The organism is Castellaniella sp. (assembly GCF_049650445.1).
GTDB lineage: Bacteria > Pseudomonadota > Gammaproteobacteria > Burkholderiales > Burkholderiaceae_B > Castellaniella.
This window is the reverse complement of sequence record NZ_JBASAD010000037.1, coordinates 50,371-70,442: the sequence shown is the minus strand read 5'-3', so window position 1 is coordinate 70,442 and position 20,072 is coordinate 50,371. Positions and strand designations below refer to the sequence as shown.

At 61.3% G+C, this 20,072-nt stretch carries 16 protein-coding genes and 1 pseudogene; 8 read left to right on the top strand and 9 right to left on the bottom strand.

Annotated features, from left to right (window positions below; genetic code table 11):
* Positions 1-30 precede the first annotated feature (30 nt).
* The 5 genes and pseudogenes from WA983_RS13350 to WA983_RS13330 all read right to left on the bottom strand — a co-directional run.
* Positions 31-1,224 carry an MFS transporter gene (locus tag WA983_RS13350; RefSeq protein ID WP_272559283.1) on the bottom strand — a complete coding sequence of 398 codons (1,194 nt, stop codon included), beginning with the start codon at positions 1,222-1,224 and terminating at the stop codon, positions 31-33.
* 57 nt (positions 1,225-1,281) lie between these two features.
* Entirely contained in the window at positions 1,282-2,040 is a 759-nt protein-coding gene (locus WA983_RS13345) for an SDR family oxidoreductase (protein WP_149063627.1), read from the bottom strand.
* A gap of 128 nt (positions 2,041-2,168) precedes the next feature.
* A complete protein-coding gene (locus WA983_RS13340; RefSeq protein WP_054501239.1) occupies positions 2,169-3,119 on the bottom strand; it encodes a GlxA family transcriptional regulator in 951 nt (316 codons plus the stop codon).
* Between the two features lie 120 nt (positions 3,120-3,239).
* Entirely contained in the window at positions 3,240-4,598 is a 1,359-nt protein-coding gene (locus tag WA983_RS13335) for an MATE family efflux transporter (RefSeq protein ID WP_054501115.1), read from the bottom strand.
* Positions 4,599-4,800: 202 nt separating this feature from the next.
* A pseudogene (locus WA983_RS13330) lies at positions 4,801-4,929 on the bottom strand (quinone oxidoreductase); the annotation flags it as partial.
* A gap of 224 nt (positions 4,930-5,153) precedes the next feature.
* Between WA983_RS13330 and WA983_RS13325 the strand changes: the two are divergent.
* Both WA983_RS13325 and WA983_RS13320 read left to right on the top strand, forming a co-directional pair.
* Positions 5,154-5,678 carry an AAA domain-containing protein gene (locus tag WA983_RS13325; RefSeq protein ID WP_054501114.1) on the top strand — a complete coding sequence of 175 codons (525 nt, stop codon included), beginning with the start codon at positions 5,154-5,156 and terminating at the stop codon, positions 5,676-5,678.
* A 122-nt stretch (positions 5,679-5,800) separates the two neighbouring features.
* The gene (locus tag WA983_RS13320; protein WP_149063625.1) at positions 5,801-6,427 is read left to right on the top strand and encodes a tyrosine-type recombinase/integrase; all 627 of its coding nucleotides are present in this window, start codon (positions 5,801-5,803) and stop codon (positions 6,425-6,427) included.
* A gap of 169 nt (positions 6,428-6,596) precedes the next feature.
* Here the strand turns inward: WA983_RS13320 and WA983_RS13315 are convergent, their stop codons facing one another.
* The gene (locus tag WA983_RS13315; RefSeq protein WP_336727372.1) at positions 6,597-7,043 is read right to left on the bottom strand and encodes a carboxymuconolactone decarboxylase family protein; all 447 of its coding nucleotides are present in this window, start codon (positions 7,041-7,043) and stop codon (positions 6,597-6,599) included.
* 156 nt (positions 7,044-7,199) lie between these two features.
* On the opposite strand from WA983_RS13315, the gene WA983_RS13310 reads away from it, so the two are divergent.
* Together WA983_RS13310 and WA983_RS13305 are read left to right on the top strand one after the other, a co-directional pair.
* A complete protein-coding gene (locus WA983_RS13310) occupies positions 7,200-8,618 on the top strand; it encodes a PLP-dependent aminotransferase family protein (RefSeq protein ID WP_063960797.1) in 1,419 nt (472 codons plus the stop codon).
* Between the two features lie 393 nt (positions 8,619-9,011).
* Positions 9,012-9,566 carry a hypothetical protein gene (locus WA983_RS13305; RefSeq protein ID WP_424249559.1) on the top strand — a complete coding sequence of 185 codons (555 nt, stop codon included), beginning with the start codon at positions 9,012-9,014 and terminating at the stop codon, positions 9,564-9,566.
* 435 nt (positions 9,567-10,001) lie between these two features.
* Here WA983_RS13305 and WA983_RS13300 read toward each other — a convergent pair whose 3' ends face one another.
* Both WA983_RS13300 and WA983_RS13295 read right to left on the bottom strand, forming a co-directional pair.
* Positions 10,002-10,652 carry a hypothetical protein gene (locus tag WA983_RS13300; protein WP_424312175.1) on the bottom strand — a complete coding sequence of 217 codons (651 nt, stop codon included), beginning with the start codon at positions 10,650-10,652 and terminating at the stop codon, positions 10,002-10,004.
* A 164-nt stretch (positions 10,653-10,816) separates the two neighbouring features.
* Positions 10,817-12,508 carry an AIPR family protein gene (locus WA983_RS13295; RefSeq protein ID WP_424312174.1) on the bottom strand — a complete coding sequence of 564 codons (1,692 nt, stop codon included), beginning with the start codon at positions 12,506-12,508 and terminating at the stop codon, positions 10,817-10,819.
* Between the two features lie 309 nt (positions 12,509-12,817).
* On the opposite strand from WA983_RS13295, the gene WA983_RS13290 reads away from it, so the two are divergent.
* On the top strand, positions 12,818-12,955 hold the full coding sequence (locus tag WA983_RS13290; RefSeq protein ID WP_424312173.1) for a hypothetical protein: 138 nt from the start codon (positions 12,818-12,820) through the stop codon (positions 12,953-12,955).
* Positions 12,956-13,128: 173 nt separating this feature from the next.
* Here the strand turns inward: WA983_RS13290 and WA983_RS13285 are convergent, their stop codons facing one another.
* Positions 13,129-13,398, bottom strand: a complete 270-nt coding sequence (locus WA983_RS13285; protein ID WP_424312172.1) for a hypothetical protein — start codon at positions 13,396-13,398, stop codon at positions 13,129-13,131.
* A gap of 168 nt (positions 13,399-13,566) precedes the next feature.
* Between WA983_RS13285 and apbC the strand changes: the two genes are divergently transcribed.
* Genes apbC through WA983_RS13270 form a run of 3 tightly spaced genes read left to right on the top strand, consistent with a single transcriptional unit; the run spans position 13,567 to position 20,065 of the window.
* Positions 13,567-14,652 (top strand): iron-sulfur cluster carrier protein ApbC, encoded by a 1,086-nt coding sequence (gene apbC / locus WA983_RS13280; RefSeq protein ID WP_424312171.1) that lies wholly within the window; start codon positions 13,567-13,569, stop codon positions 14,650-14,652.
* A gap of 59 nt (positions 14,653-14,711) precedes the next feature.
* A complete protein-coding gene (locus tag WA983_RS13275; RefSeq protein WP_424312170.1) occupies positions 14,712-16,544 on the top strand; it encodes an autotransporter assembly complex protein TamA in 1,833 nt (610 codons plus the stop codon).
* Complete coding sequence (locus tag WA983_RS13270; protein WP_424312169.1) at positions 16,541-20,065, top strand: translocation/assembly module TamB domain-containing protein; 3,525 nt, start codon at positions 16,541-16,543, stop codon at positions 20,063-20,065. Before WA983_RS13275 ends, WA983_RS13270 begins: the two co-directional genes overlap by 4 nt.
* Positions 20,066-20,072: the final 7 nt, after the last annotated feature.

Genomic DNA, 20,072 nt, shown 5'->3' with positions numbered 1-20,072 from the left:
GCAGCCGTGAACCCGCCGATACAGAGAAATTCAAGTTCTACGCGCAATGGCGGCGTTCAGGCCCAAGGCGATCAGTTCCGCCATGGCCGCCACGACGCCAATTGCCCAAATGGCGCCAGCGCCCAACACGGTGGCACCCAGGGCGCTGCCGATTGAAAATCCGAAATACATCGTCGAGGTGTTAAGCGCTAGCGCAACGGGCGCTTGCGAGGGGACGCCCGCGCCGATAAGCCGTGCCATCTGCGCGGGAAAGAATGACCACACCGTGAAGCCCCACACAGCCACGGCGCTCATGACCAGACCCAACGAAACTCCCGGTGGCAGCACCGTTGCAACGGCCAAAGCCAGGAACGACAACGCCAACAGCACGAGTGACCCGCGCACCACCGTGCCAGCCCCGAAGCGATCGTTGAGAACCCCACCGGTCATGACCCCCGCCGCTGCACAAAGCCCCCAGAGCGAGACAGATGCTGTGATCTCCAATGGACCGAAGGCCAACACGGCGCTCAGATACTCGGCGATATACGGGTAGGCAGCAAAGGCACCGATTGACCAGAACAGGCTGACCGCCAGCAAGCGCAACACGGAACGCTGCGCCACCACCGAGACACGTTCGCGCAAACTGGCCACCGCGATGCCCTGCCCCGCGTCACGGTCGATGCCAGTGAAAATGCCTGCAATGGCCACCAGGCTCATCGCGCCGACCAGCAGAAAGGTTGCCCGCCAGCCGAAGGCGTGGCCGATCAGTCCGCCAAGCGGCAGGCCCAGTGCGATGGCCAATGTCTGCCCCCCGCTGACAATGGCAAGCGCACGCCCACGCATCGTGGGTGGGACGATGACGCCGGCCAGGCCATTGGCGGCGGGCACATATAGCCCCGCCGCAATGGCCATCAGCACGCGCGCGGCGATCAGCACCGTGAACGACGAAGACAGCGCGGCCACAACGTTGCCAATGGCGAACAGGGCCATCGCGATCAGCAGCACCTGCTTGCGGGCCATGCGGCCGGTCACCACAGTGGTCACCGGCGACGACAATGCCAGCACCAGCGTGAACACGATCACCAACAGCGCGATGGTGGGCACGGGCAGCGCAAAGTCCTTTGCCATGACCGGCAGCAAGGGCGCGATCATGAAGCCTTCTGTGCCAATGGCGAACGTTCCCAAGGCCAGGAATCCCGCGGGCAGCAACACCGTGCGCGAATCGTCGGCAAGCGTTCCGGTCATGACTCAACTCTCCAAAAAATGCAGTCTGTGCGGGCGCGAGCCCGCCTGTCAGGCGTCTTAGACGGGGATGGGGTTGGCGGCGATTTCAGTGTTGAAACCGTCAATCAGCGCATGTTCACCAATGCCGGGGTTGTCTCGCAGGGCACGAATCGCCTCAACAAACACTTCCGGTGCGTCGGTCGCCAGCCCCTTCATCGTTTCGGCGATAAAGGCGTCCAGCGGCATGGCGCGAGGGTCACCGCTCTTTTTGATCAGGTCGGTGTCGACCCACGGAGGCGCGATTTCCTGGACGGACACGCTCGTGCCTTTGAGCATGAAGCGTTGCGACAAGGCATACGAGTGCAGCGCCGCCTTCGAAGCGGAATAGACGGCATTGGTGGCGATAGGCACGTAGGCCAGAACCGAGGTGTTGTGAATGATGGTCGCGCGCGGCTGCGCCTTCAGATGTTCGATCAGCGCAGAGGTCAGCCGGATCGGGCCAAGCAGGTTCGTGTCGAGAATCTGACGCGACACGGCATCATCGATCCGGCCCGAGGGATCGTCGAACGGCATGATCCCCGCATTGTTGACCAGTACATTCAGCGTCGGGTAGTCGCGGATCAGTTGCGCGGCAACGCGGTCGATGTCGGCCGCATCCGAGATGTCCAGGGCGATGCCCTCGATCCCCGGATGGGTGGCGGCCACTTCATCCAGCAGGGCCTGACGGCGCCCGGCGATGATGACCTTGTTACCCAGGGAATGAAACTGTTCGGCAAGCGCGCGGCCAATGCCCGAGGTGCCGCCCGTGATAAAGATTGTGTTGCCCGTCATCTGCATGATTTGTCCTTGTGTGGCGCCTGGATGGCGCCTTCGATGGACGTACTATGCGCGGGTCGGGTGAAGTCTCAAATGCCATAGATCCGGCAAAAACAGACACCGGTTATAAGCAGGCCGCCCAAGGTCACTTAGGCGGCGTCGCGGTCTTGCATCGACATCAGGCTCCGCTTCACGCTGGCCGGGGGCTGGCCAAGGTTGCGCAGGAAGGCGCGCCGCATTCGGTCACGGTCAGCAAAACCCGTGTCACGCGCCACGATTTCCAAAGGGTGACGACCGTCTTCCAACATGACGCGCGCAGCCTCCAAGCGCAGCATTTCCACGGCTTTGGCCGGAGACCGCCCGGTTTCTTCGCGAAATACCCGGCTGAACTGACGCGGTGACAGGCTGGCAGCCTCGGCAAGCTCTTCGACAGACAAGGGATTGCGCAGGTTTTCACGGGCGTAGGCCAGCGCGCGCTTTACCCGGTCAGAGCGAGGCTCCAGCGCAAGCATCGCCGAAAATTGCGATTGCCCGCCGTGGCGACGATGGTAGACGACAAGCCTACGAGCCAGTGCCCGGGAAAGCGCAGCCCCATGGTCGTCCTCGATCAGCGCAAGCGTCAGGTCGATGGCCGATGACATTCCCGCCGACGTCCAGATGTTGCCGTCACGGATGAAAATTCGGTCCTCTTCGACCCTGACCTTCGGAAAGCGCGCCCGAAGCGCCGGCGCATGCGCCCAGTGCGTGGTGGCGGTACGGCCGTCAAGCAGACCGGCGTGTGCTAGTACAAAAGCGCCTGTGCATACCCCAGCCACCCGGCGGGCTTGTTCCCCCGCACGGGCGAGATACGCACGCAGCCCGGGCGAAATATCCTGGGGCGCCAATTGGCCGGCAACCATCAGGGTATCGGGTATGACACCTAGCGGCGTTGTTTCGATACCTGCGTTCATGGACGACCTGACCGTGCCGCCTTTTTCAGAGAGCACCGTCAGCCGATAGCCCTTATCGCCCAGCTCAGTATTGGCGAGCTCAAAGGCAGAGAGCGCCGCCAAACCCATCAGCTGGAAGCCATCTTCCAGGATTAAACCAACGTGCCGCATCATGCTTCCTTTTCAGGCAATGAAAGATCAGCTTAATCCGGCACGGGGAACGGCATCCACGTTGTTGAAAAATATCGGCCCACTTTGTTGCGCCATTTGGACGTCGAAAGCCATCCTTCGTTATTCCTGTTTCCGGCAATCGCGCAGCAGCGCATAAAGCCCCGCCGCACCAAAAGCCGCCATACCCAGGCCCACGCTGACGAATAGCCCGGTCTGCGTGGTGGCGATCAGCCCCCCACCCAACGCCACCACCGTGCGCGCCAAGGCCCCCGCCAACGGTACCGCCATCTTTCCGGTGCCTTGCGCGGCGCAGTACTGGGTGAATCCAAGCCCGAAGAAGCCAAAAAAGGGGCCAACATGGCGCAGGTAAACGCTTCCCGTCGCCACACTTTCGGGGTCCGTCAAAAACGCGCCCAGCCATAATTCGGGCCATATCGCAACCACCAACCCAATAGTCTCGGCAACGCCGAACCCCAGACAGGCTGCGATCAACGCGGCGCGGCGTGCGCGATCGATCCTGCCTGCCGCAGCGTTGGTGCCAATCAGGATCGCGGCAGGCCCGCCGATGCCGAAACTGAGCGGCACCAACAAGAATTCCAATCGCGCAGCCGCCCCGTATCCGGCCACGGCCGCCAGACCGTACGCCCCAACGTAGCCGGTAACGATGGCGATGGTGAGATTGGTACTTGTCGCGATAACGGCCGACACGCCGCCGACCTTGAGAATTTCGGCAAATAGCCGACGTTGCAGCCGCACCGGTCTGGCGGCCGGCTGCAGCACTCCTTGGCCACGCCAAAGATATATTGCGAAAACCAGGCTACCAACGACGTAATACAAAACCATTGCCAACGCGCCGCCTGTCACACCCAGCCCCTGAAAGCCTGCCGCGCCAAAGATCAGCAGCCACGATACCGGTATCAGGATGACGCCGCCGCCGCACACCACCCGCATCGGCAAGCGCACATTGCCACTGCCCCGAATGAGCGCCAGCAGTGCATTGAACAGCCATATCAGCGGTGCGCCGCCAAAGACGACGGCGGCATAGTGGTCGGCGTGCGCAAGCGCTTCGCCGCTAGCTCCCATGGCACTGAACGCCGCGGAGCCAAAAGCCAAGACGAGCCCTGCCGTGACAAGCCCAAACGCCACCGCAATGGCGACAGCATGCCAAACCAGCGCGTTGGCTTGCACGCGGTCGTTGCGCCCCAGCGCCCGCGCAACCGCGCCAAGCATTCCCCCACCGACCGCGCCGGTCGCAAGCGCCGTCGTCAATGCCAGCAGTGGAAACACAACCGACACGCCAGCGAGCACGTCTTCACCGAGCTGGGAGAGAAACCACACCTCCATCAGTCCAACAAACGTTTGGCTGAGCATCACCAGCAGTGTCGGGCCGGCAAGCGACAACATCACAGGCAAAATCGGGGCGGTCAGCAGGCGCTCGGTCTGGACGTCACGGCTGCGGGAATCGGTCTGCGCGGTCATGACGGCACTCGAAGACGGTTCTGGGCGGGCGCAGAATAGGCCAATGTCGTGTTGGCGGGAATGTCGAATACACGGCAATTCGCGCCATGCTGATAGCCAGATGCGAAAAACAGGGGTCAGGCTGGACTCACCCGGATTTCCCCGGTTGCTCAAACCAGCCCACATCTGACTCATGCGCCCACGCGCTGAAGCGTCTTCAGTTTCAAGCCATGTGCAGTAGCAGCTTGCCCACGGTGAAACGGCTTGCCATCTCTACGGGGGCCCTTGCGGCTTCGGCAAGTGGATACTCGCCTCCGATAAGCACTCTGAGCTTGCATTCGGCTATCCAATCGAACTTCCGCTGCCGGCCGAGGTTGTGTGAAAACTCACCGTGCTGAGGGTCATGTCGGAAGTTGGCCTCTCAGATCAACTCAGGATCGACGATCGGAGTTGAGGGAAGGGTTTGAACACCCTCGAAAACAAGTCCATCACGAGTTTTCACACAGTCTCGGCCAGAAGCGGGCGTTGGAGGTCGCGTGATAATCTCGCCCGTTTCTTAATCAGTGACTGTCAAGCATGTCTCAAGTTCATTTGATCGAGGGCCCGGTAGGGGCTGGAAAATCCACCTTCGGCGCGGCTCTGGCTGCAAGCAGCAACGGCGTGCACATCCCGCTCGACGAGTGGTTTGCGACGCTGTTCAGCCCAGACCGCCCAGGCGGCGATTTTGTGCCTTGGTATGTTGAGCGAAAAGAACGGTTGCTGGGTCTGATATGGAACCACAGCCGCAGAGTACTGGCGTCGGGTCGAGACGTTGTGCTCGAACTTGGTCTGATCCAGCAGCAACCAAGAATCCAGTTCTGTCGAATGATCACGAACGAAGGATTTCCCCCTCACCTCCATGTCCTCGACGCACCCTTGGAAATCCGTCGTGCGCGAGTTCGACGCAGAAATGAAGAGCGAGGTCCCACGTTTTCCATGGTCGTACCGGATCATGTCTTCGAGATGGCGAGCAAGCTTTGGGAGTCGCCCGACGAACTCGAATGCGAAGAGTTCGAGATTAGCTTCGACACGGAGGGGGCGAACGCGTCGTTTGACGTCTGAGCAAGCCAGCCAGCACGCGTCTTGAAAGACTGCTATCGGGCCAGGGAAAGGTCGGCTCAGGGTCGCATAGCGACCCTCCGTAGGAGCACACTGAATCTCCCTTTACGCGAAAGGAGATTGTCATGGAATCCGCGAATGTGACCGTTGGCCGTCCTGCGCCATGGAACAAGGGCAAACTCACCGGGCAGAAGCCACCTCTAAAGCTAGGAGAAATTTGGGCAATCCGAACGAGACTGAAGATGGCGTCCAACGTCCGGGAACTCGCAATGTTCAATCTCGCAATCGATAGCAAGCTTAGAGCGTGCGATCTCACGCGATTGCAGGTGCAGGACATACGTCACGGAAGCCATGTGGCCGCGAGAGCCACCGTCATGCAACAAAAGACCCAGCGTCCGGTTCAATTCGAGATAACGGAGCAAACCCGTGAGAGCCTTGAAGCATGGATCGAGGCGCGAGGACTAAAGGCGGCGGATTTTCTGTTTCCGAGCCGCTTGCATACGTCACCGCATCTGTCGACGCGGCAGTACGCCCGTATTGTGCATCGCTGGGTCGCATCGATTGGCCTCGACGATACCGCATATGGCACCCACACTATGCGCCGTACAAAAGCCTCGCTGATCTACCGCCGGACGAAGAATCTTCGGGCTGTACAGCTGCTGCTCGGGCATACGAAGCTGGAAAGCACAGTTCGCTATCTCGGCATCGAGGTCGACGATGCTCTTGAGATGGCAGAGCAAACCGAGGTTTGACGCATCCCGGCCGGCGAGCGGTCGCTTGCCGGCCAGATGCGGACGCCCGCAAGCGGTTTTCCAAGGCGGCCCTTCGCGCAGCTCAGACTGAAATGCCTCATCGACGCCTAGGGTTCTGCAATCTTCGAGCCCGTGAAGCATCACTTCCAATCTGCGTGTGGAAACCAGATCACGACTGAGCAGCGACAGGAACTCGAAATGGCGCTCCCAGCCGATTGAACGCGTTCATCGCGGCGATCGTGATCGTGAGGTCAACCAGATCCTTGGGCGCGAATTGTGCCGAGGCGGCGGCATACGCCTCATCAGACGCGTGCGTCTCGCTGACACGGGTCACCTCCTCAGCCCAGGCCAGCGCGGCGCGCTCCTGCTCAGAGAACAAATGGTGCACCTCGTCCCATACCGGTACCAAACTGATCTTGTCGATCGACATGGCTTTTCTTAGATCGCGACTGTGCATATCGATGCAGTGTGCGCAGCCATTGATTTGCGAAACGCGGAGGAACACGAGGTGCACGAGTTCCTCCGGAAGGTTCGTCCTTCTCGTGACGTAGTGGTGGATACCGAAAAGTGCCTTTGCGCCTTCAGGTGCGATCTCTTGCCAGTTCAAACGGGTCATCACAGTCCTCTGCTGTTGTTTATGATTGTCGAATCGCGGCCAGCGTGCCCCGAAGGCCGCCTATCGACTTCGACCGCGATCCATGTCATAAGCAGACGTTACTCCACCGGCTGTTGGAGAAACAGGCCCAAAAACTGCCGAAACGACTGACCCAAGATGACTGACTTAAGTACGTTCGATGCGCTGTCGATTCAAGTGGACCGAGCCGCCGTCGCGCCGATCGGCGACCAGATCCATGCGAGCCTGCGACAGGCGATCCTCGGCGGCCGGCTTGCGCCAGGACAGCGTTTGCCTTCCGGTCGGGACCTCGCCGCGCAGCTTGGTGTCGCGCGCGGCACCATCCGCGTGGCATATGATCGGCTAATCGCCGAGAACCTGGTATTCGGTGCCGGACCCGCAGGAACGCGCGTATGCGCTCGGCCGCCTACCATCGAAGCGGTCGACGACTTGCCAATCGACGGACCTTTGGCGGCTTTCAACCGTCCATTTTCGAGCGCCCCACGGCCGTTCCAAATGGGCGTACCCGCTCACGACGCGTTTCCAGCCAAGCTGTGGGCCCGCATGCGAGCGCGTGCCCTACGCGACGACTCGAGCAATGACACGGCCTACGCTGACCCGCGAGGCGAATCCGTGCTGCGGGCCCAGATCGCGAGCCACCTTGCCATCAGCCGACAAATGCAATGCCATCCCGATCAAATCATCGTCACCGGTGGATACCGGCAGGGCCTGCTGCTTGCCCTCACGGCGCTACGCGCTCAAGGGCGCAAGGCGTGGATCGAAGAGCCAGGTTATCCGCTGGGAAGGCGCGGGCTCGAGCTGATCGGCGCCACGCTTGAACCTGTGGCTGTTGACGCCGAGGGGCTGCGCGTGGACGATGGCATCGCCCGGGCCCCAGACGCCATGCTGGCACTGGTCACCCCAGGCCAACACGCACCGCTAGGCGTGACCCTATCGCGCGCACGAAGACACGCCTTGCTCGACTGGGCGGCGTCAAGTGGCGCCTGGATCATCGAAGATGACTATCTTGGGGAACTTCAGCTCGACGGTAGGGCTGCACCGGCCCTTGCCTCAGGCGCAGGCGCCGAGCGCGTGATCCACATCGGGTCGTTCAGCAAAACGCTCAGTCCGGCGCTCGGCCTTGGTTTCGTCGTCGCCCCACGTTCGCTGGCGGAACGTCTGGTCGAGGTTGCCGCCGTGTTGGCCCCGGCTCCGAACCGGATCACCCAGTTGGCTGTTATGGAGTTTCTATCCAATGGGCACTTCCTGCGGCACCTGCGGCAGATGAAGGCTCTCTATGCCGAGCGCCGCAACCTCGCGCTAACGCATGTAAACAGGCTTCTGCCGGGCACGCTGGCGGCTGGCCTGGGCGTGATCGCACCGCTGCCACAGATTGCCGACGACATCGCCGTGGTGCGTATCGCCCGCGCACATGGCCTCGCGCCCTCGGCGCTCTCCGCTTGGCATCTTAGCCGCGGGCACGCGCAACATGGCTTGCTACTCAGCGTGACCAACCTACACCCCGACAACATAGAAACCGCATGCGTGACGCTTGCAAGAATCGTTGCATCTAATTGAATCGTAGACCGCATATGCCCGTGGATCTTGCACGCGGCGTCGGAGCGTCCGGTTCTCGTGGAAACTGACGTCCGCGGTCGGCGGCGAAGTTCCGCCGACGGCCATGAGCAGACAGCCGCAGTGCGCCTACGGTCGGCAGCCTCATGCTGGTCCGAGTCATTCAAGACGCGACAGTTTAAGATTAGTGACGATGGGAATACGAAGCTAGAAACTGAAGTACTAGCTAAGCGCATCTCGTGCCACAGCGTGAGTCGAGCATGGATCGCTCTGTTCAACTGCGCCACCGCATGGATTAGAGTAATTTGCACCCTTTTAGTCATTCACCCACATCACCACTCAACCTCCGACGGGCTATTTCTTATGAGTTACATCCCCCCCCCAGTTCAAGCATCCATGAGGCAGACTGCTAGGGACTTTCAGGAAATCGTTTGGCCGATCGCCCGTAATGCGGATTTGATTGGTGGCGGCGACCTTATTTCCGTTGAGGCCAATGAGCAGAGAAACAGTCGCGATGAGCTGGATTACATCGCGGGCATAGACGCTTGGCACATCGCACAGTCCAACAGACAAATGCGTGGCCTTGCCAGCCGAGTTCAGCGCTGCACCCAGTCCTTCGACAACTTCACGATTAGGTACAGCTTGGCATCAGGTCAGAGAACAGAGTACGAAAAGCGGTTGGAAGCGATTCATTCATCACTTAATGGCGGACCAAACTGGCTGTATCCCGATCTCACTGTTCAGGCATACATTCACAGCTCCACAGACGAATTACTTTCATGGGCTGTGATCCAGACCAAGAATTTGTTTCTTGAAATTGAGCGTCTGCACGTCTCCGGCGAGATAGAATATCCCGAGTACGAGAGTGACTATGGTTTTCGTCAAGCACCTGACGGAAACACATTTTTCTTCATTTGTTGGGACTATCTCGAACGAGCCGGGGTATGGTAGTCCGCGATCACTGACAACACAGGTGAAATAGTCAGTGGAAGTCCATATGCAAGCCACTAAGAGCGGTAGGTTTGCGGTCGAAACGAGGTGCGAAGCCGCAGGCAGTACGCCTAGCACTGCGAAATGTAACAGCCACGTATAGCTCTTGGATGTGATCGAAGGACAGCTAACGCTGTCCGAGGCTGTCAGCGGCAGGATGATTCATAAATGTCAGCTTTGGGTCGAAAGCAGGCAGTCGCGAGACGGCATCCAATCCAAAGCGAAAATTCTCCAGTGTCATTCCATTAGACTGTTATGCGACAAATCGAATCAACCGTTAACGCCCGCCCATCAACCTAAAAAGCAGATACTTAGATGAGCATATCATGCTCTATTTTTTCAAAAAAATCGTCAATTGGTCTTTTTGTAGTGGGCTTTCAATTAACTCTAGAGTAATTAATCTGAGTTGTGAAGAGCGAATCTTACACATTGAAAAAACTCAGGAGAGGGTGATTGATATTTAATTACCTCAGCCAACTCATTTCTACTCTTTCCCGATTCCCTAAAAATAAGTGACGCCGTTCCTAGTGGCCAGTCAAAAGCGAGTTGACTCAAATAGAATTCAAATGAATCATTTGGAACTTTTATATTATATATTTCCACTTCACAAGGGCGCCTAGATACCCATCGATTAGTTGCGGCTAGAAATAATTGGACGATATCAACTAATGTCTCAACATCAGCTTCTATAGGAAGTAGATAGTCATGTTCAACCGCGTTGCGCTGCGCGTTAAGGCGATCTAATACTCGAGGAGCGACAAATCCGCACTCCCGGGCATAATTTATCAGCGCTGGAAATGCTTTCAATTTTTTTAGATCTCGCGCACCAAATCCCAGGCAAAGGTCCTCGAGGCGTAAATGCAAGGCCTTCTTGGCGTTAGACAAAGCATTAATCAAATTTCTAGGGGCTTTCCCATCAGCCAAATCATCGATAGCGAATGAAAGATAGTCTTCAGCGGACAGAGGCTCCGTGCGAACTTTCATCCAGTTCCATGTGTACTGATCTGCTGCATCAGCAGACAGTATCGACGGATCAAACTTAATCACTTAGTGCTCCCAATGCTTAGCAGCTTTCGACCCATTGCGGTCATTGAGCGCCTAAAGCGGAGGTTCGGAAGTTGCGTGCCAAGCAATTGGTTCCCTCTCTGAACAAGCACTCGAAAGCAAGAAGTCGTAATCGAGTGCAGTCGATTCTGACGCAATAGATGCCTCTAGACTACAGCGAGCATTTCACCCAGGATCGTTTGGCGCTTAAGTCGATCGCTGGTCACATCTCCCAAACCTTGACAGATAGCAACGGCTCTGCTGAACACATCCGTTGCCGGCTGGCCATGCTGCCCCATTACATTGATGATCTTTTCGGCTGCACGCTCCACATCTCTCGCGTTCAAATTTTGAACATTAGCCCCTACCAGAATCGCGCGGACCAACAGCAATATGTGCCACTTGAAGCGTTTTATATTTTGTGGAATGGTGCTATTCGACACCAGTAAATTAAACCTGTACATAGTCACACACGCAGCGTAGAACACCACCTCTTTGGAAGAGTCTGAAAATATTGTCTCGGTTAGTTCCTCATACATCTGCTTTGGATAACGTGCGGCCAGATCCGGTCGATTGCAAAACATGGCAGCTACGCATCTCGCAGCGTTGTGAAGGGAGAAAGTTCTGATGGCGGGAATGTTCTGACCAACGTACTGGCGATCGCGCCGTTCCAGATACAAACGACTTTCAGCTCCATCATAGGTGTTGAAGTATTGTTCGACGCGCTTGATGATTGGACGCAACGATAGGAATTGCTTGTCCTCGACCTGGGTCTGACTGTTTGTCGCACGCACTAACTCGGAGAAAACATCTTCAAGCTGTGTCTTCACGACCTTAATATTCACCATGACATCACCGAGCATCCTGCGGTTCTCAAAGAGAACGTTCGATGTCTGACACCCATTCACAATTTGGTAGTTCGTCAGATGTAGAGTGGTTCCTTGAAGCTTAACGTCAGGGCTAACAATTGTTATTCCATTGTTCAGCACCGGAAAACGGCTTGCCACCTCAGAAGCCAGTGTCGCTGCGATTGACTGATTTACAGGATTTTCATGACCCAAGAACGATCGGACGTTTTCCTCGAATACCTGCGTTCGCAGGTTTCCGTCCTCAGTTAGCAAGAGGTTATTCACGAGCTCTTGAGCACGTACTACCGCGAGATAGGCCTCATCGATTCCAGCGATGTTAGGCAGCGCAGCGATGCTGAATGCAGGCAAGCTTGCTTCAATACCTGAATACGTACCGATCCACAGGCGGGTAAGCTCGTCGCGATCAATGAACCGAACATCTATATCATGAAACAGGCCGAGTTCTACAAGTTGCGCCACGAAGTCGGCGAGAGCTGTCTCGAGCGCTGGGGGATTTTTGTACTGACCGGTGGTGACGAATCGAGCCGTCAGGGATGGCTTGCCGTTTCGCACCTTCGGCACCTCTTGAAGGACAACATCGAACATCTTTCGAGCCTCCGACAACACTTCATCAGTCGAGGTATATGGCGTTTGAGTGGAAAACCTGAGAACGCCCTCCTTGAACTTGAGGAACTCACCGAGATCAAAACTCTCGGAGCGCTTGGCCTGGATGAACAATATGTCTACGTCGTGATTCCGACGCTGTGCCGCGAAGATCGCTTGCGCATCCTCGGCGGAAGCGGTCAACGTTTCATCGATCACGACAGCCACGCCATCAATACCATCGTCACCTGGCCCCGTGCAGACGTCATCCAGATCAAAGGCCGAACTGAAGCGGTTTGAGATGACGCAGTGTGTTGCGAATTTCTCGAATTGCACCGATTCGTCGTCCGCCTCGAGCCCAAAACTTCTCACAAAGCTTTCCAAGTGCGCTTTGACAATTCGATGCATGTAAGTCTCCAGAAGAAAAGCCGATTTTAGTGCTGAAGCTGTGACCGGTGGGGATGATCGCTGGCAATTGGAGTAGCACTTCTCACCGCGCCTTCATCCTGCATCACGCTGGGGCCGGCAACTAATAAGGAATGCACCCAGAAAGTGATTGGAGCAAATGACTGCTCTTGGCCGAAAGCATCCACCCACACGCGGCTAGATCTGCCCCCCAATCCACCCACCAATTTGACATAACACAAAAATACTGATATTTTATACAGCAATAGTGGCGGCACACTGTGTGCTGCCACGTTGCTTTTGGAGGAAACCATGACCACACCTAAACGTGTCGCCTGGAAGGATATCGTCGCACCGCCGCTTAACTGGAAGACCCCCAAGATATCCGATCAAGACTCCGAATCCGGCGAGAATCAACAAGACCAGAAAGAGCAGGGCTCCGACAAGTAGGCCTCCTGTCGACTTGGCTGCGGGCGCGTTTTTGCCGCATTGCCCCTGAATGCGACGGCCCCTTCAGAAGCACTCTGAAGGGGCCGTTTCGATCACGACAGTGATCGTTCGTCTCAACCTCTAAACGTCTAAACTCGGCGTCTAAAGGCAATGACGAGAGAGACACCCGCGGATCACGGAATCTCCCGCATCTCGATATCCGTTACGTCCCTTTCCCGTGCCGGTTGAGCAGTCCGGGACCAGGCGCCGGGCGGCATGGTCGGCCTACGGCGCTCCGCCCAATACGCTTTCACACCGAAAGGCCGCCCCTTCAGCCGGGCGACGATGTACAGCACGCCGATTGCCAGGGCGGTCGAGGCCATGAAGATAAACGCCATCACCAGACCGAAGAAGGCCAGGACCAGGAACAGGGCGGCGCGCAGGATTTGTTGGATCAGGTTCATGAGAGTTGGACTCCTGTGGCCGGAAAAGGTTGCATGTGAAGCGTAGACTGACGCGGTCTCCGGCCGGTTCTGGAGGGTGCGCCGTGCCTATCCATATTGGGGTCAATCGGCGGATTTCCAGGGGAATCCGCTATGCTTCTGGTTTCGACTGTTTTCACCCGGACTTCTATGGCTACCACGATACAGGACATCCGCACGATCCTGTCCAGGGTCATCAACCCCGATACCCGGAAAACGTTGGCGGTGACCGAACCCGACCTGCAGATCGCCGCTGCGGGCGATGCCTTCAACATCACTGTAACCCTGGGCTATCCCTTGTTCAATGGCGAGCAGGCCCTGGGGGCCGCCATCCGGACCGCGCTGGACGCGGCCGGCGTGCGCCTGGGGACGCTGGGATTCCAGTCGCGGATCGCCGCCCACTCGGTGCAGCGCGGGTTGCGCCCCCTGGACGATGTCCGCAACATCATCGCCGTGGCCTCGGGCAAGGGCGGGGTCGGCAAGAGCACCACGGCCGTCAATCTGGCGCTGGCGCTGCACAGCCAGGGTGCGCGCGTCGGCCTGCTGGACGCCGACATCTACGGCCCCAGCGTGCCCATCATGCTGGGCCTGTCGGGCAAGCCGAAAAGCGTCGACGGCAAGAGCATGGAACCCATGATCGGCCATGGCCTGCAGGCCAATTCCATCGGCTTTCTGATGGACGACGACGGGCCGGCGATCTGGCGCGGCCCCATGGTCACGCAGGCGCTGACGCAGTTGCTGTCGCTTACCAAATGGAACGATCTGGATTACCTGATCGTGGACATGCCTCCGGGAACGGGCGATATTGCCCTCACCATGGCCCAAAAGGTCCCGCTCACGGGGGCGATCATCGTCACCACCCCCCAGGACCTGGCCCTGGCCGATGCCCGCAAGGGCCTGATCATGTTCCAGAAGGTGGATGTCCCGGTGCTGGGGATCGTCGAAAACATGTCCGTCCACGTGTGCTCCAACTGCGGGCACGCGGAGCCGATCTTCGGCCAGGACGGCGGCCGTCAGTTGGCGGCGACCTATCACCTGCCCTGGCTGGGGGCCTTGCCGTTGCAGCTCGACATCCGCCAGGAAACCGACTCCGGCCGGCCCAGTGTCGTCGCTTCGCCTGACGGCGAGGCCGCGCGCCGCTATCAGGACATCGCCCGTCAACTGGCCATCCACGTGGCCGGGCAGCCGCTGGACGATTCCGGCTCGCGGCCCAGGGTCGTGGCGCGCACGAGCTGATGCTCCGGGAGGCGCTGACCGGATTCGTCAGGAGGATGCATCGGCCAGGCGGGTCCGGGATGCGCCGGGCGCTGCTCGTCCTGGGAATCACGGCCTGCGCCCCTGCGCTGGCCGCGCCGCCGGAAGTCATCATCGATCCGGGCGGCGCGCCGCCTAAAGTGTTGCAATCCATTACCGATGCGGTCGGCGCCATTACGCGCCTGACCGAGGATCAGGACGTGCGCGAGGTCTCGCGCCTGCGGCGACGCGCCTGGGAAGCCGCCCAGGCCTCCCTGCAGACCCAGGGGTATTTCGGTGCGACCGTCACGCTGGACGTCTCGCCGGGCGCCGCCAATGGCGGTGAATTCTGGGACATCACGATCGATGTCGGCGAGCGCGCCCGGGTGCGCCAGCTCGGGCTGCGCTTTGACGGCGCGCTGGCCGGGGATGCCTATGCGTCCCGCCGCCAGGCCTTGCGGGACGACTGGTTGCTGAAGCAGGGCATGCCGTTCATCAATGACGACTGGAGCCGGGCCAAGACCGAACTGCTGGACGAAGCCTCGCGCCGGGATTTTTACTATGCGCGCTACGCGCACACCCGGGCTGCGGTCGATCCCGAGGCGGCCAAGGCCGACCTGGACGTCGAACTCGACAGCGGGCCGCCGGTGCGGCTGGGCGAACTCCAGATCGTCGGCCTGAAGCGGGTGCCCGAATCCCTGATCCGGCGCTATGTGAAGTACGACCCGGGCGAGGCCTATGACCAGACGCGTCTGGAAGACTGGCAGCAGGCTCTGCAGTCTACGACCTTCTTTCGCGGCGCTTTCGTCACCTTGAACGATGGCACGACGCCGCTGCGGGAGACGAACGCTGCGTCGGCAGACCCGCAAAAAGGCACGGCTGCGCCGGAACCTGCGCGGCCCACTGGCACCGATCCCGTCACGCTGCCCGTGCGCGTCCAGGTGACCGAAGGCCCCGCCCGCTACGCCAGCGGTTCGCTGGGCGTGGACAGCGACCACGGCGTGCGGGTCGAGGGCTTGTACCGCCAGAACGTGGTCTACGGCCTGCCAATCTGGATCGAGACTGGCGCCGGGGTCGATCAGAAGCGGCAGCGCGCTTTTTTCGACGTGCATCTGCCGCCCGGCATGGACGGCAGCAAGGACAGTTTCGGTCTGCTGTACGACCATTCGGACATCGAGGGCCTGGAGACCAGCCGCGCCGGCCTGGGCTGGAAACGCAGCCAGACGCGCAAGGCGGCCGGCGACAGCCGCGTCGAATACGAGGTGCGCTGGGGGGGACTGGTTGCCTACGACAAGATCCGCATTTCCGGCGATTCGCGCTACGAGGTCCCCAGTTGGGCGGCCACCTGGCAGTGGCTGCGTCGCGACGTGGACTCCAAATACAACCCGCGTGAAGGCAATCTGATCGAATTCGGCCTGGGCGTGGGCACCACCCTGGACGATGGCAAGGAGTTCCACCGCAGCAGCCTGCGTGCCCAGCAATGGTGGCCGATCGGCGAGCGTGACGTGCTGACCGTGCGCGGCGAGATCGGCAAGGTCTGGTCGCAGACCAACCGGCTGCCTCAGGATTTTTCCTGGCGCACCGGCGGGTCGCGCAGCATCCGGGGCTATCGCTATCAGAGCATCGGCCTGGAACGCGGCGACGCGGTCATGGGCGCGCCCGTGCTGGGCGTGGCCAGCATCGAATACACGCACTACTTCACCGACATGCTGGGCGCCAATCTGTTCATCGACGCGGGGGACGCAGCCGAATCCTTCGGCCAGTTCGACTGGCATCTGGGCTATGGGGCCGGCCTGGCGGTACGCACACCGGCCGGGCCGTTCTTCGTGGACCTGGCCTGGGCGCAGAAGGACCGCCGCCTGCGGCTGCAATTCTCCCTGGGGATCGCGTTTTGAAGGCGCGCATCCTGCGCGGCCTGCGGGCCTTTGGACTCTGGGGGCTGCCGCCCATCGTGCTGGCGCTGCTGCTGGCCGTGGGGTTTGCCGCCTGGTGCGTGTCCAGCACCACCGGCACCCGCTGGCTGTTGCGCACGGCGACCGGTCAACTGGGCGGCGAGGCCCATGGCGTGCGCGGCACCCTGGTGCACGGCTTGTACGTCGAGGGCCTGTCGATCGCGCTGCCCGATGTGGACGTGCGCGTGGTCGGGCTGCATCTCAAGGCGCTCTGGCCGGAACTGCTGGATCGCCGCCTGCATGTCAATGACCTGTCGGCCGTGCGCGTGGACATGGATCTGCGCACCGCACCGGTGCCCGCCGCGCCCGATGCCGCCGATGAATCTTTCCGGATGCCGGCGCTGCCGCTGGGCCTGCGGGTGGACCGGCTGGCGCTGGGAGGGCTGGGCCTGCGCATCGACGGCGAGCCGTTGCCCGTCGAGCTGCTGTCCGTCTCGACCGCCCTGACGCTGGACGCTCACACGGCGACCGTGACGCTGGACCAGTTGCAGGCTGCGCACGAGGGCACGCTGCTGCGGTTCAATGGCAACCTGGCCCTGCGGGGGCTGGCGGCACCCTGGCCTTTCGAACTCAATCTGCACGGGTCCGCCCAGGATCGAAGCGCGCAATCGCCGGTCTGCCTGCGGCGGCTGATGGCGGCTGGGGGTTTTCAACCCGGCAGCGGTGCGTCCGAAGACGCCTGCCGGATCGATCTGGACCTGCGCCTGGCCGGAACCCTGCAGGCCCTGCATCTGCAAGTCAGCGGGCGGGGCGAGGGTCTGGCCTTGCAGGCGTCGGCCGACATTCAGCCCGGTCAGTCTTTTCCGCTGGGTGCGGCGCAGATGGATCTGAGCCTGCCGGGCGATACCCGGGTGACGCTCGCGGTCACGCCCGAAGCGCCGGGTGCGGACGGTCTGAGGCCGATCCACGCGCAATGGTCGGTGCGCGATTTGCGCCCGGCACCCTGGCTGCCGTCGGACCTGGGGGCGTCACTGCTCAATCTGCAAGGTGAACTGCGCGCCCGCCTGGATGCCGGACAGCGGCTGCATGACCTGGGGCTGAACCTGGCGTTCGACGGCCCCAATCGCTGGAACGGCCAGCCCTTGTCGGGCAAGATCCGGCTGGATCGCCTGTCGCGCGCGGGCGGCGTGCTGTTCGACGCGAATGCGGCGGGTCCGGTCGATGTGCTGGGGCTTCAGGCTTCGGGCCTGGACATGGACGTGCGCCTGGGGCCGGATCACATCCGTGCCGGCGGCGAGGCTTCGGCAGACACCAGCCGGCTGACGCTGCAGGCCCGGCTCCCGGCCCTGGCGGCGTTGTGGCCCGGCCTGCCGGGCGGCGCGGAACTGGATTTCGACGTGGCCGGTCCTTTGACCGGGCACCAGGGTCATCTGAAGGCCCATTACACTCCGCCGGACGCGCGCGCCGGCGTGCCCGGCCAGGCACCCATGAGCCTGGATCTGGCGTTCGGCGGCGGCTGGACGCAGGCGCAGGGCTGGCGCGGCCAGATCGGCACGCTGCGGGCCGAGCATGCCGGCCTGGTCCTGGACAGCCGGGCGGCGGTGCCGCTGGCGCTGGACGCCGAAGGCGGCTGGCAGGTCGGCCAGGCGGTCCTCGGGCTGGCGCTGGACGGTGAGCCCCTGCTCAGCCTGCGTCACCAGGCCTCGGCCGGGGGGGCAGGCCATTGGGAAACGCGCGGCGGCATCGATCCCTTGACCCTGACGCCGGATCGCATCACCCGGGTGCAGACCTGGCTGGACCGCGCCGAGGCGCGGCCGGGCGGGGTCCGCACCGAACTGTCCGAACAGGCGCGGCGCAGCCGACTGGACGTCAGCCTGGACTGGAACCTGAAATTCGACGGCGCCCTGGCCGGCGATCTCCATCTGGTCCGTCGGGACGGGGACCTGATCGTGCCCGGCGACGTGCCCATTCAACTGGGTCTGCAAGACGCCCGCCTGGACATCGCCATCCGGCGCATCGGCGAAGGACTGAGCCGCGCCGATGCCGACCTGCAGGTCGGCACCCGCAAAATGGGCCGCATGCGCCTGCGGGCCGACACGCCGATCCATGCCACCCCGGCCGGCGGCCTGGCCCTGCGGCCGCAGGACGAGCGGCACGTGCGCTTCGAAGCCGAATCCCAGGATCTGGCCTGGCTGAACCTGCTGCTGGGTGGCGAGGTGGAAGTCGGCGGCACCCTGCAGGCCGACGTGCAGGGCCGCAGTCTGCCCAACGGGCGCTGGACGCTGTCCGGTCCGGTGCGCGGTGACGGTCTGCGCCTGCTGATCGCCGACCAGGGCGTGCGGCTGCTGGACGGCACCCTGCAGGCCCGTTTCGACGGTACGCAGGTGCTGCTGGAACATCTGCGCTTCCCGGCAGTGCGCCGGGTGACCCCCAAGGAATGGCGCACCGCCACCTGGGTCGCGGAGAACCCGGACGCCCAGAACGGCGCGCTGGACCTGTCGGGCGCCTGGGACCTGCTCGAGAGCCAGGGCCGGGTGAACATCGCCTTCCGGCGTTACCCGATCCTGCAGCGCTCCGACCGCTACGCCATGATCAGCGGCGACCTCCAGATCGAGGCGACCCTGCCTGAAATTCATCTTGGCGGAAAAATCACGGCCGACGCCGGCTGGTTCGATCTGGACATGCTCAACGCCATTCCGTCCCTGGACAGCGACGTGGTGATCCTCAAGCCGGGGGCCAGGGACGTCGCCCCCCCGGCCTCGCCGCCGATGGATCTGCGGGCCGATCTGACGGTCGATCTGGGGCCGCGTTTCTACCTGACCGGCTTCGGCCTGGATTCGGGGCTGATCGGCAGCATGAATCTGCGCATGCAGGCCGGCAGGCTCACGGCCCTGGGCCAGTTGCGGACCCGGGGCGGCGCGATCAATACCTATGGCCAGCACTTGCAACTGCGGCGCGGCACCATCACCTTTCAGGGCGATGTGGCCAATCCCGTGCTCGACATCCAGGCCTTGCGCACCGACGTCGCGGTCCAGGCCGGTGTCCGGGTGGCCGGCACCGCCCGGCGTCCGCGCATCGATCTGATGTCCATTCCTGAAGTCAGCGAAACCGAAAAACTGTCCTGGCTGCTGCTGGGCCACGGGCCGGATCAGGGCGGCGCGGACATGTCGCTGCTGTTCTCGGTGGGCAGTTCCTTCCTGTCGGGCGGCGAGCCGTTCTATAAACGCTTTGGCCTGGATGAACTGAGCATGCGCTCGGGCGAGCTGGGCAGCACGGGCAGCATTCTGCCGGTCGAGAGCGTGGTCAGCGGCCTGGACACGGGCGCCAGCGCCATCGAGCAGCGGTTCGTCCTGGCCGGCAAGACCCTGACCGACGATCTGAGACTGAGCCTGGAACAGGCGATGGCGCAGACCGGCACGGTGGCGCGGCTGAGCTATCGGCTGATGCGCGGCCTGCAGGCCGAGGTCACCACGGGCACCGTCAGCGGCCTGGCCCTGGTCTATCGCTGGTTCTCGATGGACTGAACGCGCC